The 14,457-nt window shown below is 72.8% G+C and carries 8 protein-coding genes; all 8 read right to left on the bottom strand.

Going from position 1 to position 14,457, the window contains the following annotated elements; translation table 11 throughout:
* Position 1: 1 nt before the first annotated feature.
* Genes ABD981_RS22195 through ABD981_RS22160 form a run of 8 tightly spaced genes read right to left on the bottom strand, consistent with a single transcriptional unit; the run spans position 2 to position 14,450 of the window.
* Positions 2–673 (bottom strand): hypothetical protein, encoded by a 672-nt coding sequence (locus tag ABD981_RS22195; protein WP_046910858.1) that lies wholly within the window; start codon positions 671–673, stop codon positions 2–4.
* Positions 670–1,929, bottom strand: coding sequence for an MFS transporter (locus ABD981_RS22190; RefSeq protein ID WP_046910857.1), 1,260 nt, complete (start codon positions 1,927–1,929; stop codon positions 670–672). Before ABD981_RS22190 ends, ABD981_RS22195 begins: the two co-directional genes overlap by 4 nt.
* A complete protein-coding gene (locus ABD981_RS22185) occupies positions 1,926–10,175 on the bottom strand; it encodes a non-ribosomal peptide synthetase (RefSeq protein WP_123955022.1) in 8,250 nt (2,749 codons plus the stop codon). Before ABD981_RS22185 ends, ABD981_RS22190 begins: the two co-directional genes overlap by 4 nt.
* The gene (locus tag ABD981_RS22180) at positions 10,172–10,411 is read right to left on the bottom strand and encodes an MbtH family protein (RefSeq protein ID WP_046910856.1); all 240 of its coding nucleotides are present in this window, start codon (positions 10,409–10,411) and stop codon (positions 10,172–10,174) included. The genes ABD981_RS22185 and ABD981_RS22180 overlap by 4 nt, the downstream gene beginning before the upstream one ends.
* Positions 10,412–10,415: 4 nt before the next feature.
* Positions 10,416–11,501 carry a thioesterase domain-containing protein gene (locus tag ABD981_RS22175; protein ID WP_123955021.1) on the bottom strand — a complete coding sequence of 362 codons (1,086 nt, stop codon included), beginning with the start codon at positions 11,499–11,501 and terminating at the stop codon, positions 10,416–10,418.
* A gap of 39 nt (positions 11,502–11,540) precedes the next feature.
* Positions 11,541–12,323 (bottom strand): SDR family oxidoreductase, encoded by a 783-nt coding sequence (locus ABD981_RS22170; RefSeq protein ID WP_165591008.1) that lies wholly within the window; start codon positions 12,321–12,323, stop codon positions 11,541–11,543.
* Positions 12,320–13,498, bottom strand: coding sequence for an alpha/beta fold hydrolase (locus tag ABD981_RS22165; protein WP_046910854.1), 1,179 nt, complete (start codon positions 13,496–13,498; stop codon positions 12,320–12,322). The genes ABD981_RS22170 and ABD981_RS22165 overlap by 4 nt, the downstream gene beginning before the upstream one ends.
* A gap of 1 nt (position 13,499) precedes the next feature.
* A complete protein-coding gene (locus ABD981_RS22160; protein WP_046910853.1) occupies positions 13,500–14,450 on the bottom strand; it encodes a chlorinating enzyme in 951 nt (316 codons plus the stop codon).
* Positions 14,451–14,457 lie beyond the last annotated feature (7 nt).

Here is a 14,457-nt window from a genome sequence, read left to right as displayed (position 1 = left end):
CCTAGCCGGCCTTCCTCAGCTCGACCTTCGGAGCCGTCGCCGCCACCGTGGTCAGCGCCGTCACGGTCGCCGCGTCCTCCCACCACCGGACGGGGCGGTCGATCGGGTCGATCGGCATGACGGACTTGAACATGTCGTTCTCGAGGTTCGCCAGCTCCGCGTCATACGGCCGGCCGGTCGCCTTGAAGGCCCGCTGGATGCGGACCCGGCGGCGCTCGATCAGCTCGGCGTTCCGCTCGAAGGTGGAGGCCGGCTGGAGCAGGAAGTAGGTGTGCGGGCTTCCGAAGTTGAAGCGCGGCGAGTGCTCCGGGTAGCAGGGCGCGAAGGAGACGACGAAGAAGCGCTCGCCGCCGATCATCGCGTACCAGGTCTCGTCGGGCTCCGGGTCGTCCTGGATGTACACCGAGGGGTACAGCTCGCACAGCGCCTCGAAGAAGCGCCGGGTGAGCCGGGTCAGGGCGGGCAGGGTGGCGCCGAGCCCCGGGTCCTCGAAGGTGAGCAGCATCCCGTCGAGCTCCCGCTCTCGGGCCGAGGCGAAGAACTCCTCGATGGTGTCGCGGTGTTCGCGCAGCCCGGCCTCGATGTCGGTGCCGGTGACGCTCACCGGCGTGCCCATGCGGGACGGCTTGGCGAAGGGGCAGTGGGTGGTCCGGACGATCTCGTCGAAACTCATGCTGACCTCACGGCTTCGGTTTCCGATGCGGTGGCGGGGGCGGAGGCGCGGCAGCCCAGGACGTAGAACCACCAGCCGGCGACGACCAGGACGATCAGTGCGGCGAACATCGCGGCCGGGGAGGCGTGCACGAGGAGGAAGCCACAGATGATCGGACCGATCGCGACCCCGATGTGGACGAGGTTCTGCGCGCCGAAGTAGCTGCCGCGAAGGTTCGCGGGAGCGATGTTGTCGATGAACATGTACTCGGCGGGGACCACGATGACCTCGCCGATGGTGAAGACGACGATCGCGGCGACGATGATCCACACCTCGGTGGACAGCGCCAGTCCGATCAGGCCGAGGACGAAGGCCCCGGTGCCCCAGGTGAGCCAGCGCAGCAGGGTCTTCTCCTTGAGCCGGCTGCCGATGACGTACTGGGTGGAGATCACGACGATCGCGTTGGCGGCCGAGATGTAGGCGACCAGCCGCAGCGCGGTGTCCCGGGACTCGACCATGCCCAGGTACTGGGACATGTAGGTCAGCAGCGGCCCGTAGACCACGATGCTGAGGATGCCGCCGAGGGTGAAGAGGCCGAGCCGGCGGTCGGCCCGCATGACCCGCAGCACCTCGCGGAAGTTCATCGACTCGTCGTCGGAGTCCTCGGCGTCCTCGGCGCCCTTGCCCTCCGCCGTGCCCGCCGTGAACAGCCCGCGGAAGATCAGCAGCGGCAGCAGCGCGGCGAAGATGACGCCGGCCGCGAGCCAGAACGGCCCGCCGGTGCCCGCCTTGACCATCGCCACGGCGAGGAAGGGGCCGACGGCCGCGCCGATGTTCTGCAGCGAGTAGCGCAGCGAGAACACCTTGGCGCGGTTCTCCGAGGGGAGCAGGTCGGCGAGGAGCGCGTTGGCGGTGACGCTCATCGAGGAGGAGGCCGTGTTGGCGACCAGGAGCAGGCCGATGACCAGGACCGGGGAGTCCAGGAAGGGCAGCGCGCCGTAGAGGCCGGTGAGCAGCACGTCCAGGACGATCATGAAGTCGACCTTGACGAACCGGTCGGCCAGATAGCCGCCGTAGACGCTGACGAAGGTGCCGACCAGCAGGCAGACGCCCAGGACGTAGCCGATGGTGGCGCCGTTCATGCCGAGCGAGTCGTGCAGGTAGATCGGCAGATAGGCGAGGATGCCGAAGAAGCTGATCGCGCGCGCCATCGCGCAGAGCAGCATGATCCGTACGGCGGTGGGCAGTTCGCGGACGAGCTGGACGAAGTTCTTCATGCCCGGCCCTCCCCCGCGATGGTCTCGATGATCTCGATGAGTGTTTCCTTGACGAATTCGATCTTCTTCTCGTCGAAGAGATCGGGATGGTGGCCGAAGAGCAGTTCCAGACGCTCCCCGGGGATCACGGTGATGCCGAGCGGGTAGTGCGAGACGCCCTTGGCACCGTCGGTGCGCTCGGTCGCCCGCAGCCCGCCGAGGTCGGCGGCTCCGTCCTCCTGGTCGGGGTAGTTCTGGAAAACGTAGTACGAGTCGAACAGCTCGCCCGTGCCGGCCAGGCGCTGGATCTCGGTGAGGCCCAGGTGGCGGTGCGGGAAGACGTCGAGCTGCGCGGACTGGACCCGGGTGAGGGTGGACCGCAGCGGCTCGCCGGAGGCGGCGCGCACCCGCAGGGGCACGGTGTTGATGAGCAGGCCGACGACCGACTCGATCCCGTCGATCTCGGCCGGCCGCTCGGAGACGGTGGTGCCGAAGACGACGTCGTCGGTGCCGGTGAGCCGCCCGAGGAGCAGGCCCCAGGCCGTCTGCACGGCCGTGTTGAGGGTGATCCCGAGCCGGCCGCAGGCCCGCTCAAGGTCCCGGGTCAGCTCGGCCGGCAGCACCGCGCCCGTCATCCGCGGCAGCACGTGGGAGGCGAGACCCGGGGTGCCGATCCGGGTCGGTCCGGCGAGCCCGTCCAGGTACGCCTGCCAGGCCGTGACGGCCTCCGCCTTGTCCTGCCCGGCCAGCCAGGCCAGGTAGGAGCGGTACGGGACGACCGGCGGCAGGGCGTCGCCGCGGCCCGCGTACAGCTCGAACAGGTCGTGCCAGACCACCGGCATGGACCAGCCGTCGAGCAGGATGTGGTGGTCGGCGACGAGGAGTTCGTGCCGGGTGGCGGCGAAGCGGATCAGGCTGAAGCGGAGCATCGGCCCGTTCGCCAGGTCGAAGCGCAGGCGCGCGTCCTCGGCGACGATCCGGTCCCGCTCGGCCTGCTGGTCGGCGGGCGGCAGACCGGTCAGGTCGTGCAGCCGCCAGGGCACCTCGACGGTGGAGCGGACGACCTGGACCGGGTTCTCCAGGCCGCGGACGGCGAAGGAGGCCCGCAGGTTGGCGTGGCGCATGAGCAGCCCGTGGGCGGCGGCGCGCAGCCGCTCGGCGTCGAGCGGCCCCTCCAGGTCGAAGACGGTCTGCCCCTGGTAGGGGTCGTCGTCGTGCTCGGGGTCGGCCGAGGCGCTGACGTGGAGCAGCAGGCCCTGCTGGAGCGGGGCGAGCGGCAGCACGTCGGCGAGGCCCGGGTAGCCGCGCTCCAGCTCGGTGAGCGTGGACTGCTTGAGCGGCAGCAGGGTGATGTCGGAGGGGGTGAGCCCGCCGAGCTCCGGGTGCGCGGTGAGGCCCGCGAGGGCGGCGAGGAGCTGCTCGAAGCGGTCCGCGAGGGCGGCCACCTCCGCCTCGTCGAACAGACCGGTGTCCCAGCGCCAGCGGAGCTCCGCCGCGTCGCCCTCGGGCCGCAGCTCCACCAGGAGGGCGTACGGGGCGTCCGCACCGCCCGCCTCGCCGGAGCCGTACCGGAAGACGACCTGCGAGGGGCCGAAGTCCGGGTTCGTGGCCGCGAGTTCCGCGTAGTTGCGACCCTCGGCCGGGGCCTGGCGGACCTGCTCCTTGATGCGCTTGAGGGCGCGGGCGAGGCCCTTCGGGTCGGTCAGCGCCCGGTCGATGCCGGCCAGGCCCGGGGTGAGCTTGACCGGGTACGGAGCGGGGGCCGGGTCCGTCGCCAGGTCGACGCGGAGCGCGGACTGGGCGGCGGGCAGCCGGCGGGCGCGCCACTCGATGAGCGCGGGGGCGAACGCGGCGAGCGCGAGGTGCTCCGGCGCGGCGTGGAAGATCCCGGGCAGCGCGCCGAACAGCGCGGCGGCCGCCTCCCCGGTGAGGCTCCGCCCGAACTCGGCGTACACGAGAGCGGGTTCGCCGTAGGACGGGTCGGGGGTCTCCAGGGTCTTCAGCCAGTGCGGCAGCTCGGTCGCGGCGACCGCCGCCGGGTCGACCGCCTCGGCGGCCTGCGCGGCGCACGCGATCAGCGCCTCCACCGTCTGGTGCTGGAAGACGTCGCGCGGGGTGATGACGAAGCCCTCCGCGCGGGCCCTGCTGACCAGCTGGATGGAGCGGATGGAGTCGCCGCCCAGGTCGAAGAACTGGTCGTCGACGCCGACCGTCTCCAGGCCGAGGACCTCCGCGAACAGCCGGGCCAGGGTGATCTCCCGCTCGGTGCGCGGCGGCCGGACGGCCCGCGAGGTGAAGTCGGGCGCGGGCAGCTTCCGGGTGTCCAGCTTGCCGTTCGGGGTGAGCGGCAGCCGGTCGAGCAGCACGACCGCCGCGGGCACCATGTGCTCGGGCAGCTGCTTGGCCGCGTGCCGGCGGACCTCCAGGGCCAGCTTGCGGGTGTGCTCCTCGGCACGCGGGTCGTTGCCGTGCGCGTACAGGCTCCGGCCCTCGGCGGGCGTGTGGCGGAAGACGTCGGTGAGCCAGGGTGCGCCGGCCCGCTCCGGGCCGAGCAGGACGGCGTCGAACAGGTCGCCGTCGGCGGCGTCGGTCCAGGTGAGCCGGGCCTCGTAGCCGAACTCGGCGGCCAGCGCGTGCAGGGCCTCCGGGTCGGTGCCGGGCCGCTCGGCCGGGACCAGGGTCCGGACGGTGGCCGTGCTCCCTGCGCGGATGCGCCCGGCGGTGACCACCTCGGCGGCGACCCGCCGGTTGGGGATGCCGGTGACGCGCAGCAGACCGGGCCGCCCGTCCGCGAGGCGGGCGCGCAGGGCCTCGGCCCCGTCCCAGGCCAGCTCGGCGGCGTCGGCGACGGAGACCAGTTCGGTGCCCCGCTTGTGCAGCACGACCTCGTAGCGGAAGTCGGTCAGCTCGTTGCTGTGGTGACCGCGCTTGAGCTGGATGTCGACGCCCGCGACCTCCGGGACCTCCTCGCCGATCCGGCTGAAGAAGGCCGGGTCCAGGAGGAGTTCGCTCTCCAGGGCCATGGTGTGCTCGACCAGCTCGCGCACCACGCCCGCCTGCTCGTCCGCGTGCGCCCCGTCGTGCAGGGCGATCGCGGTGAGGAAGGGGTGGAGCAGCCCGAGGTGGCGGATGTCGCCGAGGAAGATCCGGCCGCCCGGCTCCAGCAGCGCCATGGCCTGCCGGATCACGTCGATCAGGTAGGGGACGCTCGGGAAGTACTGGGCGACGGAGTTGATGACGACGGTGTCGTAGGTGTGCCCGGCGAGGTCGCCGATCTCGTGGCCGGCGAGGCTGCGCAGCATGATCCGGTCGCGCAGCTCCTCCGACGCGGCTGCCCGGTTGCCGAGGGTCTGGATGAGCGAGGGCGAGAAGTCGACGCCGGTGTAGTGGTCGACGTGCGGGGCGACCTTCCACAGGATGAGGCCGGAGCCGACGCCGACCTCCAGGACGCGGCGCGGCTTCAGGTCGAGGATGCGGGTGATCGTGGCGTCCTGCCACTCGCGCATCTGGTCCAGCGGGATCGGCCCGTTGTCGTAGCTGCTGTTCCAGCCGGTGAAGTCCTGCTCGACGCCCAGGTCCTCCTGCTCGCTGTAGCCCTGCTCGTGGATCTCCTGCCACTTGTCGACGTGCTCGATGTCGTCGGCCAGGTCGTGCGCCCGCTCCTCGCCGCTCTTCGGCACGACGTAGCCGATGAGCTGCTTGTGGTCGGGGGTGTCCTCGCGGACGACGACCACGGACTGGGCGACGCCGTCGTGGGTGTCGAGGACGGCCTCGATCTCGCCGAGCTCGATCCGCATGCCGCGGATCTTGACCTGGTCGTCGGCGCGGCCGACGAAGTCCACGACGCCCTCGCCCGAGGGCAGGGTGCGCCACTTGGCGAGGTCGCCGGTGCGGTACATCCGGCCGCCGGGCTCCCCGTACGGGCAGGCCACGAAGCGCTCGGAGGTCAGCCCCGGCCGGTTGAGGTAGCCGCGGGCCAGGCCGTGGCCGGCGATGTACAGCTCGCCGACGACACCCGGCGGCACCGGCCGCAGCGCCGCGTCGAGCACGTACACGCGGGTGTTGTGCAGCGGGCGGCCGACCGGCACCGAGTCGGCCTCGAAGGCGCTCCCGGCGTCGCCGACCCGCCAGTACAGGGTGTCGACGGTCGCCTCGGTCGGACCGTAGGCGTTGATCATCGTCCGGCCGCGCGACCAGGTCGCGGCGAGCCCGGGCGGGCAGGCCTCGCCGGCCACCATGATGTGGCCGACGGCGGCCAGCGCGTCCTCGGCCATCGAGCCGAGGATGGTCGGCGAGAAGGTGATGTGCGTCGGCCGGTAGCGGGCGGTCAGCGCGCGCTGGCGGTCCGGTGAGAGCAGTTCCTCCGGCGAGGTGAGGATGACGGCCGCGCCCGACAGCAGGGTGCAGCACATCTCGCAGAAGGTCGGGTCGAAGTTGATCGACGAGAACTGCAGGAAGCGGGAGTCCGCGTCGAGGCCGAAGCGCTCGATGTAGCTGCGGGCCAGGTTGGGGATGCCCAGGTGGGTGACGGCCACGCCCTTGGGGCGGCCCGTCGAGCCCGAGGTGTAGATGACGTACGCCAGGTCGCCGGCGCGCAGCGGGGCGCGCCGCTCGGCGTCGGTGGGCGCGTGCCCGGGCCGCGCGTCGAGCTCGGCCCGTGCGGCCGGGTCGTCGAGTTCGAGCCGGAGCACCTCGCGGGCCTCGTCGGGCAGCTTCGCGAGGACGTCACCGGTGGTGATCAGGACCCGCGGACGGGTGTCCTCGACCATGAACGCCAGGCGCTCCGGCGGGTAGTCGGGGTCGAGCGGCAGATAGACGCCGCCCGCCTTGAGGATGCCGAGCAGGCTCGCCAGCAGGTCGGGCGAGCGGCGCAGGGACAGGCCCACCACGTCGTCGCGGCCGACGCCCCGCTCGATCAGCCAGTGCGCGACCCGGTTGGCGCGCCGGTCGAGCTCGGCGTAGCTCAGCTCGGTGTCCTCGTGGACGAGGGCGAGCGCGTCGGGGGTCCTGGCGACCTGCGCCTCGAAGAGCGCGGGGAAGGTGTCGCCGGGCAGGTCGAGCGCGGTCGCGTTCCAGCCGTCGAGGACGGTGCCCCGCTCCTCGGCGTCGAGCAGGTCGAGGGAGTCCAGGCTGCGGTCCGGGTCGGCGACGACGAGGTCGAGGACGCGCAGCAGGTAGCGGGCGAAGCGCTCGACGGTGGACCGGTCGAACAGGTCGGTGGCGTACTCGATCTCGCCGCGCAGCCCGTCCGGGCGGCCCGCCCGGTCGAAGCGCTCGGTGAGCTCGACCGTCAGGTCGAACTTGGCGGTCCGGGTCGGCACCGTCTCGTGGACGGCGTCCAGACCGGGCAGCCGCCAGTCGGGCTCCACGTTGTTCTGGAGCACCAGCATCACCTGGAACAGCGGGTGGTGGCTGGTGGTGCGGGCCGGGTTGAGGACCTCCACCAGGTACTCGAAGGGCAGGTCCTGGTGGTCGTAGGCGGCCAGGTTCGACTCGTTCACGCGGGCCAGCAGCTCGGTGAAGGACGGGTCGCCGGAGGTGTCGGTGCGCAGCACCAGCGTGTTGACGAAGAAGCCGACGAGCTCGTCGAGCGCGCTGTCGGCGCGGCCCGCGAGCGGCGAGCCGAGCGGGATGTCGCTGCCCGCGCCCAGCTTGCTCAGCAGGATGGCGGCGGCGGCCTGGAGCACCATGAAGAGGCTGGCCCGCTCGCGCTGGGCGAGCGCCTGCAGCCGGTCGGTCAGCTCCGCGCCGACCTCGAAGGGCACGACGTCGCCGCGGAAGGTGGCGAGCGCCGGGCGCGGCCGGTCGGTGGGCAGGTCCAGCAGCTCGGGCGCGCCGGCCAGCCGCTCGCGCCAGTAGGCGAGCTGCCGGGACATGGCCGAGCCGGGGTCGTCGGTGGAGCCGAGCAGCTCGCGCTGCCACAGCGTGTAGTCCGCGTACTGGACGCCCAGCGGGGCCGCCTCGGGCTCCGCGCCGCCGCGGGCCGCCTCGTACGCCTCGCACAGGTCCTTGACCAGCGGGGCGAGCGACCAGCCGTCGGAGGCGATGTGGTGGATGCAGAGCAGCAGCACGTGCGCGTCGGGGCCGGTGCGGAACAGGTCGACGCGGGTGGGGATCTCCGCCGACAGGTCGAAGAGGTGTCCGGCGGCCTTGTCGACGGCGGCCTGCACCTCCGACTCGGCCACCTCGTGGAACGCGATCCCGACCCGGGCCTCCGCGGCCGGCACCACGATCTGCTCGGCGCCCTCGGGGCCCTCGCCGAAGTAGGTGCGCAGGCTCTCGTGCCGGGTGACCAGGTGGTCCACGGCCCTCTGCAGCGCGGCCGTGTCGAGCGCGCCGGTCAGGCGGACCGCGATCGGCAGGTTGTAGGTGGCGCTGGGGCCCTCCAGGCGGTGCAGGAACCACAGCCGCCCCTGCGCGTACGAGACGGGCAGGTGGGCGCCGCGCTCCCGCCTGCCGGGCGCGGGCCTGGCCGGGGCGCCCGCGTCGAGGCGGAGCGCGAGGGCGGCCGGGGTGCGCTCCTCGAAGACGGCGCGGAGGGGGAGTTCGACGCCGAGCTCGGCGCGGACCCGGGCCACCAGGCGGGTGGCGAGCAGCGAGTTGCCGCCCAGGTCGAAGAAGGCGTCGTCGGCGCCGACCCGGTCGGCCCGCAGCACCTCGGCGAAGAGCGCGGTCAGCGCCCGCTCGCCGTCGGTGGCGGGCGCGCGGTACGCGGTGGCGGTGCCGAACTCCAGCGGCGGCAGGGCCTTGCGGTCGACCTTGCCGGCCGGGGTGAGCGGGAAGCGGTCCAGGACCGCGACTCCGGCCGGGACCATGTGCTCGGGCAGCCAGGCGGCGAGCGCGGCGCGCAGCGCGGCCGGCTCGGGGCGGTGCCCGGCGGCGGGCACCGCGTAGCCGGCGAGGTGGGTGGAGCCGGGGCCGCCGTCCTCGCGGACCACGACCCGGGCCTGGGCGACCTCGGGCAGCCGGCGCAGCGCCTCCTCGATCTCGCCGAGCTCGATGCGGTAGCCGCGGATCTTGACCTGCTCGTCGACGCGGCCGAGGAAGTCGAGGGCGCCGTCCGGGCGGCGGCGCACGACGTCGCCGGTGCGGTACATGCGGGCGCCGGGGGTGTCGCCGAACGGGCAGGCGACGAAGCGCTCGGCGGTCAGGCCGGGGCGCCCGTGGTAGCCGCGGGCCAGGCCGTCGCCGGACAGGTAGAGCTCGCCGGGCTGGCCGTCGGCGACCGGGCGGAGCCGCTCGTCGAGGACATGGACGCCGGTGTTCCACATCGGCGTGCCGATGGTGACGGGCGCGCCCGCGCGGACCGGGGCGACCAGCGACCAGATGGTGGTCTCGGTCGGGCCGTACAGGTTCCACACCTCGGCGTGGCCGTCGGCCGCGAGGAAGTCGGCGAGGTCCTGCGGCAGTGCCTCGCCGCCGCACAGCAGGCGGATGCCCGCGGGCAGTTCGGCCGGCGACCAGCCCGCCTCGCGCAGCAGCTGCCACAGCGCCGGGGTGCCCTGGACCAGGGTCGGCCGGGCCTCGGCGAGCCGGCGGCGCAGCGCGGCGCCGTCGACGGCGGTCTCGCGGGGCACCAGGTGCAGGGTGGCGCCGGTGACCAGCGGCAGGTAGAGCTCCAGGCCCGCGATGTCGAAGGAGATCGGGGTGGTCGACAGGATCGTGTCGGCCTCGCCGACCCCGTACCGGTCCGCCATGAAGGCGAGGAAGTTCGCCAGCGAGCGGTGGGTGACCACGACGCCCTTGGGGCGGCCGGTCGAACCGGAGGTGTAGATCGTGTACGCGCCCTGGCCGGGCCCGGTGGAACGGCCCTCCGGGTCGGTCTCCGGCGCGGCGGCCTCCTCGCCCGGGTAGAGGCGCGCGGTGCCCTCGGGCACCGGGCCGAGGCCCGGCTCGACGGCCGGGGTGGTGATCAGGGCCCGGGGGCGGGCGTCGGCCGTCATGTAGGCCAGGCGCTCGCTCGGGTAGCCCGGGTCGAGCGGCAGGTACATCGCCCCGGCCTTGAGGGTGCCGAGGAGGGCGGCGACCAGCTCGGGCGAGGACGGCAGGGCCACGGCGACGGTGTCGCCGGGGCCGATGCCGAGCCCCGCGAGCCGGTGCGCGACCCGGTTGGCGCGGGCGTTGAGCTGCGCGTACGTGAGCTCGGTCGTGCCGTCGGTGACGGCGACGGCGGCCGGGACGCGGGCGGCCGTGGTCTCGAAGCGGCCGACGAGGCCGCCGGCCCACGGGGCGGCCGGGGCCGCGGAGTGCTCCAGCTGTGCGGTCATGAGTGCAGGTCCCGTCCCGTGCTCGCGGCCGGCGCGAGGGCCGTCCAGTGCTCCTCCACGTACCCGAGGCAGTCCGTGCGCGTCCCGGGGCCGAACGCGGCCTCCCAGCCGGCCGGCACCTCGGCGAAGTCGGGCCACAGCGAGTGCTCGCCGGCGGCGTTGGTCAGGACGCGGTAGACGCCCGACTCGTTCTCGAACGGGTTGCTCGCCTCGTCCGTCTGCTGTGCCTTGCCCATGTCCTCAGCCCTCGCCCACGAAGTCGTCGATGCGCGCGGCGATCTCGACCGCGTCGGTCATGCAGAGCTTCACGCCGTACGAGTCCGAGTCCATGACCTCGGCGGTCAGCTCCCCGGTGATCGCCGCACGCCACAGCTCGAAGGTCTCGTTGTCCTTGGCGAGCAGCATCAGCGCGTCCACGTCGAGCGGCTCGGGACGGTAGGTCTCCAGGGCCCGCGCGGTGGTGCGGAAGGCGCGGTAGACCCGCTCGGCGAAGGCGGTGGCACCGCCGCCCCGCGCCGCGGCCTCGGCGCCGAACAGCACCGCGGCCACCTCCTCGTACACCCTGTCGTGCTCGGCGTCGGCCGGGTCGAGCGAGGCGTGCTCGGTGTGCGGGGCGATGAGCCGCAGCATGTCGTAGCGGTAGTCGACCAGCCGGACCTGCTCGGTGCCGGGCTCCTCCGCGCCGGTGCGCGAGCCGTCCAGGTAGCCGTCGACGATGACCAGCTTCTGCAGGCCCAGGCCGCGCTCCTCCGCGATGCGGGCGATCTCGTAACCGATCACTCCGCCCGCGCAGGCGCCGACCAGGTGGAAGTCGTCCTCACCGAACTCGTCCTCGATCAGGTCCGCGTACTGCTCGGCCAGCTCCCGCATGTCGTCGGAGACGGCCACGTCGCTGATGTGCGGGGACTGGATGCCGTAGCAGGCGCGGTCGGCGCCGAGCAGCCGCACCAGGTGCCCGTAGCCGTCGACCAGGCCGATGCCCGGGTGGATGAAGACGAGCGGGGTCCGCGCGCCCTGGTTGCTCATCCGGATCACGGACCGCTCGGTGGGCGCGGCCTGCAGCAGCGCCTTGGTGGCGCACAGCTTGCGGATGGTGCGGTGGCGCAGCAGGTCGCCCATGTTCAGGGACCAGCCGAGCCGCTGGTTGATCTGCTCGATGGTGACCAGGGCCAGGAGGGAGTCGCCCCCGGTCGCGAAGAAGTCGTCGTCGAGCCCGACGGCCTCCTTGTCCAGCGTGGTCTTCCAGATCTCGACGAGGGTCTGCTCCACCAGGCTCTGACCCGGCGTGACCTCGGACTCCTCGATGGTTGTCTGCCGAGCACTCACAGCGGAACTCTCACTTTCGTCGCAAGGAAGGGGTGGCGGCTACGCCCAGCCGCCCGTGAAGGGGATGACGTCGCCGGTCAGGAAGTCGGCGGAACCGCTGGTCAGGAAGACCACCAGGTCGCCGATCTCGCGGGCGGTGCCGAGACGGCCGGCCGGCAGCAGACCGCGGAGCTTCTCCCGGCCCTCGTCCGTCGCCCACGCCTCCGGCGGGTAATAGGTCTCGCTCTCGAGGAAGTTGGGCGCGATCGCGTGCACGACCACCCCGTGCGGGGCGAGTTCGCGGGCCGCGGCCTGCGCGTACACGGAGGCCGCGGCGCGCAGCGCGCTGTAGACGGAGAAGCCGTGCTCGGGCCGCTGCGGGGCGGCCGAGGTCAGCACCACGATGTGGCCGCTCCCCCGCCGCCTCATGTGCGCGGCGGCCTTCCCGAGCACCGCCGCCGGGGTGACCAGCAGCGCCTCGGCGGCCCTGCGGATCTCGGCCGCGTCGGGCTGGTCGACCGGCTGGTAGCGGGCCGGGTAGACGTCGTTGCTGACCAGCACGTCGAGCCGCCCGTACCGCTTGACGGCCTGCCCGACCGCGCCGGCCGGGGTCTTGGCGTCACTGGCGACGGCACCGTCCCGGCCGTCCTCGAAGGCGGCCCGGGCCGCCTCGTCGAGGAAGCCGTCGTCCTGGCAGAACACCGTGTACCCGGCCTTGCGCAGCGCCTCGACCGCGCCGGGCCCGGCGTAGCGCGTCGCCTGCGTGACCAGGGCGACGCGCTCCGCCGGGGCGGCCGTACGGGAGCCGGGTGGACCGGCGGCGGAAGGGGTGTCCGCGCTCACGCGCCACCGCCGATGAACTCCCGCAGCATCGTGTAGACCTCGGGGTCCGGGATCAGGATGTCGTGGTGGGTGCCCGACTCCCGCTCCTCGACCCGGGCCTCGCCCCGCACCAGGTCGCCGAAGTGGCGGGCGGTGTCGGGGTGGGTCATCCGGTCCGTGCTGCTCGTGGCGATGAGCACCCGCTGGGTGATCGCCCGGGCCGCCTCGTTCGCGTCGTACGCCATGAGCGCGTAGTTCTGCTTCGCGTACCGGTGGAACAGCTCCACGTCCCCGTACGGGTAGAGGATGAACGGCGCCAGCCGCGGCTCCACGCCGAACAGCATGTTGGGGTCGAGGAAGAGGCTCAGCGTGCTCCGGGCCTTCTCCACCCCGGCCGCGGCCGTGGCGAGCACGCTCTGGAACTGCTTCTGGAACGGGGTCCGCATGACCCCCGCGCCGAAGTTCAGGTCGGGGTGGAGCACCGTCAGGGTCTCCACCCGCTCGCCGAACTCGGCCGCCGCGGCGACGCCGACCGGAGCCCCGCCGCAGATCCCGACCAGATGGGCGCGGGTGATCCCGTACTCCGTGAGCAGCGCGCCCATCAGGGCGGTCTCCTCGGCGAAGTCGCCCACCGGGGTGTCCAGGCCGCGCCAGCCGCCGAACAGGTACGGGTTCTCGTACGTGACGACCAGCCGGCCGCCCGGGCCCGAGGACAGCTCCTCCAGCCAGGGCCGGAACAGCGAGGCCGGCACGCCGGAGGGCAGGATCAGGACGATCGCCTCCTCGCCGGCCGGCCCCGCGGAGAAGGCCTCGAAGGACGGCACGCCCGGGGCCTCGACGAGTCGCCGGCCCGGGACGGCGGCGAGCCCGGACAGGCCCGCCGCGAGGTCCTCCGGCTGCCCCGAGCTCTCGGCGACGGGACGCCAGCTGCCCAGCTCCAGGTCGACATAGGTGCTGAGGGCGACCTCCAGGGCGGACGGCTGCTGGGGTGCGGCGGCCTCGAACCACGGGACGACCAGGCCGTACGCGTCGCCGACGGCGGCCAGGACCTCGTTGCAGCGGGCCGCCTCGGCCGCGGAGTACTCCTCCGAGGCCCGCTCGCCGGCCGGGAAGACCCGCAGGGTCTTCGACGACGCGGCGAGCAGCGGCTGGCACAGTTCGAGGACCTCGACCACGCTCAGGGTCTTGGTGGTCATGTCAGAACTTCTTCCCCCGGGTGGTCTCCGTGACCATGCGGTTGTCGGCGTTCTTGTTCTCGCCGCTGACCAGGACGGAGCCGTAGCGGTCCAGGCTGATGCGGCCGCCGTACTCCTCGATGTGGTCGCTGTCCGGGTAGACGGTGACCGTGGAGGGCACGTAGCGGGAGGCGAAGCCCATCCGCATCTCGTTGGTCTTGCCCTCGTGCGGGTGCGAGGCGTGCATCAGCGTCGACCAGAAGATGATGAACTGGCCCGGGCGCATGACCTGCGAGACGGCCTGGTCCTCGTCGGGGGTCCAGTTCGGGTCCTTCTGCAGCTGGCGGTAGTCGTAGCCGAAGAAGCCGCGGCGGATGCCGTCCTTGTCGACCGAGTTGATCGAGTTGGGGTCGTAGTGCATCCGCTTGGTCTCGTCGTAGTTCATCGACTCGTGCGTGCCGGGGATGAACTGCAGGCAGCCGTTCTCGACGGCGGCCTCGGTGAACGCCGACCAGACGGTGATGGTGCCGCCGAAGTCGGAGTTGTCCGGCCACAGGATCTGCGGGGTGCCCGACGCGTTGGCGAAGGTGTCCGCCTGGTGCCAGTCGGTGCCCTCGTCACCCGGGTGCTTCGGGAAGAACTCGGTGCGCCAGCAGATGACGTCCGGGCCGAGGATGGAGTTCACCCGGTCGACGATCTCGGGGCGCCCGATGTGGGAGGCGAGGAAGTCGTTGTCGAGGTGACGGTCGTAGTTGGAGATGTTGGTGGCGCCGGCCAGCGCGTCGTCCGGGTAGACGGCGTCGCTGCGGTCCAGCAGCTGGAGGCGCGTCTTGCGCCACTGCGCCTTCATCTCCTCCGGCGTGTAGAGGGTGAACGGGCCGATGAAGCCCTGGCGGTGGAACTGCTCGATCTCCTCCGGGGAGAGCGCGAACGACGTCCGGGTCTCGGTGTTCTCGGTGGCTTCGGTGGTCATGTCCTGG

It is taken from the genome of Streptomyces showdoensis (genome assembly GCF_039535475.1).
GTDB classification, from domain to species: Bacteria; Actinomycetota; Actinomycetes; order Streptomycetales; family Streptomycetaceae; genus Streptomyces; species Streptomyces showdoensis.
Note: the sequence above shows the minus strand (reverse complement) of the source record. Positions and strands in the feature narration are given on the sequence as shown.

Bases quoted from the DNA above. Each gene is read 5' to 3' on its own strand.
- ABD981_RS22190 (WP_046910857.1), bottom strand. From the start codon at position 1,929: ATGAAGAACTTCGTCCAGCTCGTCCGCGAACTGCCCACCGCCGTACGG.
- ABD981_RS22185 (WP_123955022.1), bottom strand. From the start codon at position 10,175: ATGACCGCACAGCTGGAGCACTCCGCGGCCCCGGCCGCCCCGTGGGCC.
- ABD981_RS22160 (WP_046910853.1), bottom strand. From the start codon at position 14,450: ATGACCACCGAAGCCACCGAGAACACCGAGACCCGGACGTCGTTCGCG.
- ABD981_RS22195 (WP_046910858.1), bottom strand. From the start codon at position 673: ATGAGTTTCGACGAGATCGTCCGGACCACCCACTGCCCCTTCGCCAAG.
- ABD981_RS22180 (WP_046910856.1), bottom strand. From the start codon at position 10,411: ATGGGCAAGGCACAGCAGACGGACGAGGCGAGCAACCCGTTCGAGAAC.
- ABD981_RS22165 (WP_046910854.1), bottom strand. From the start codon at position 13,498: ATGACCACCAAGACCCTGAGCGTGGTCGAGGTCCTCGAACTGTGCCAG.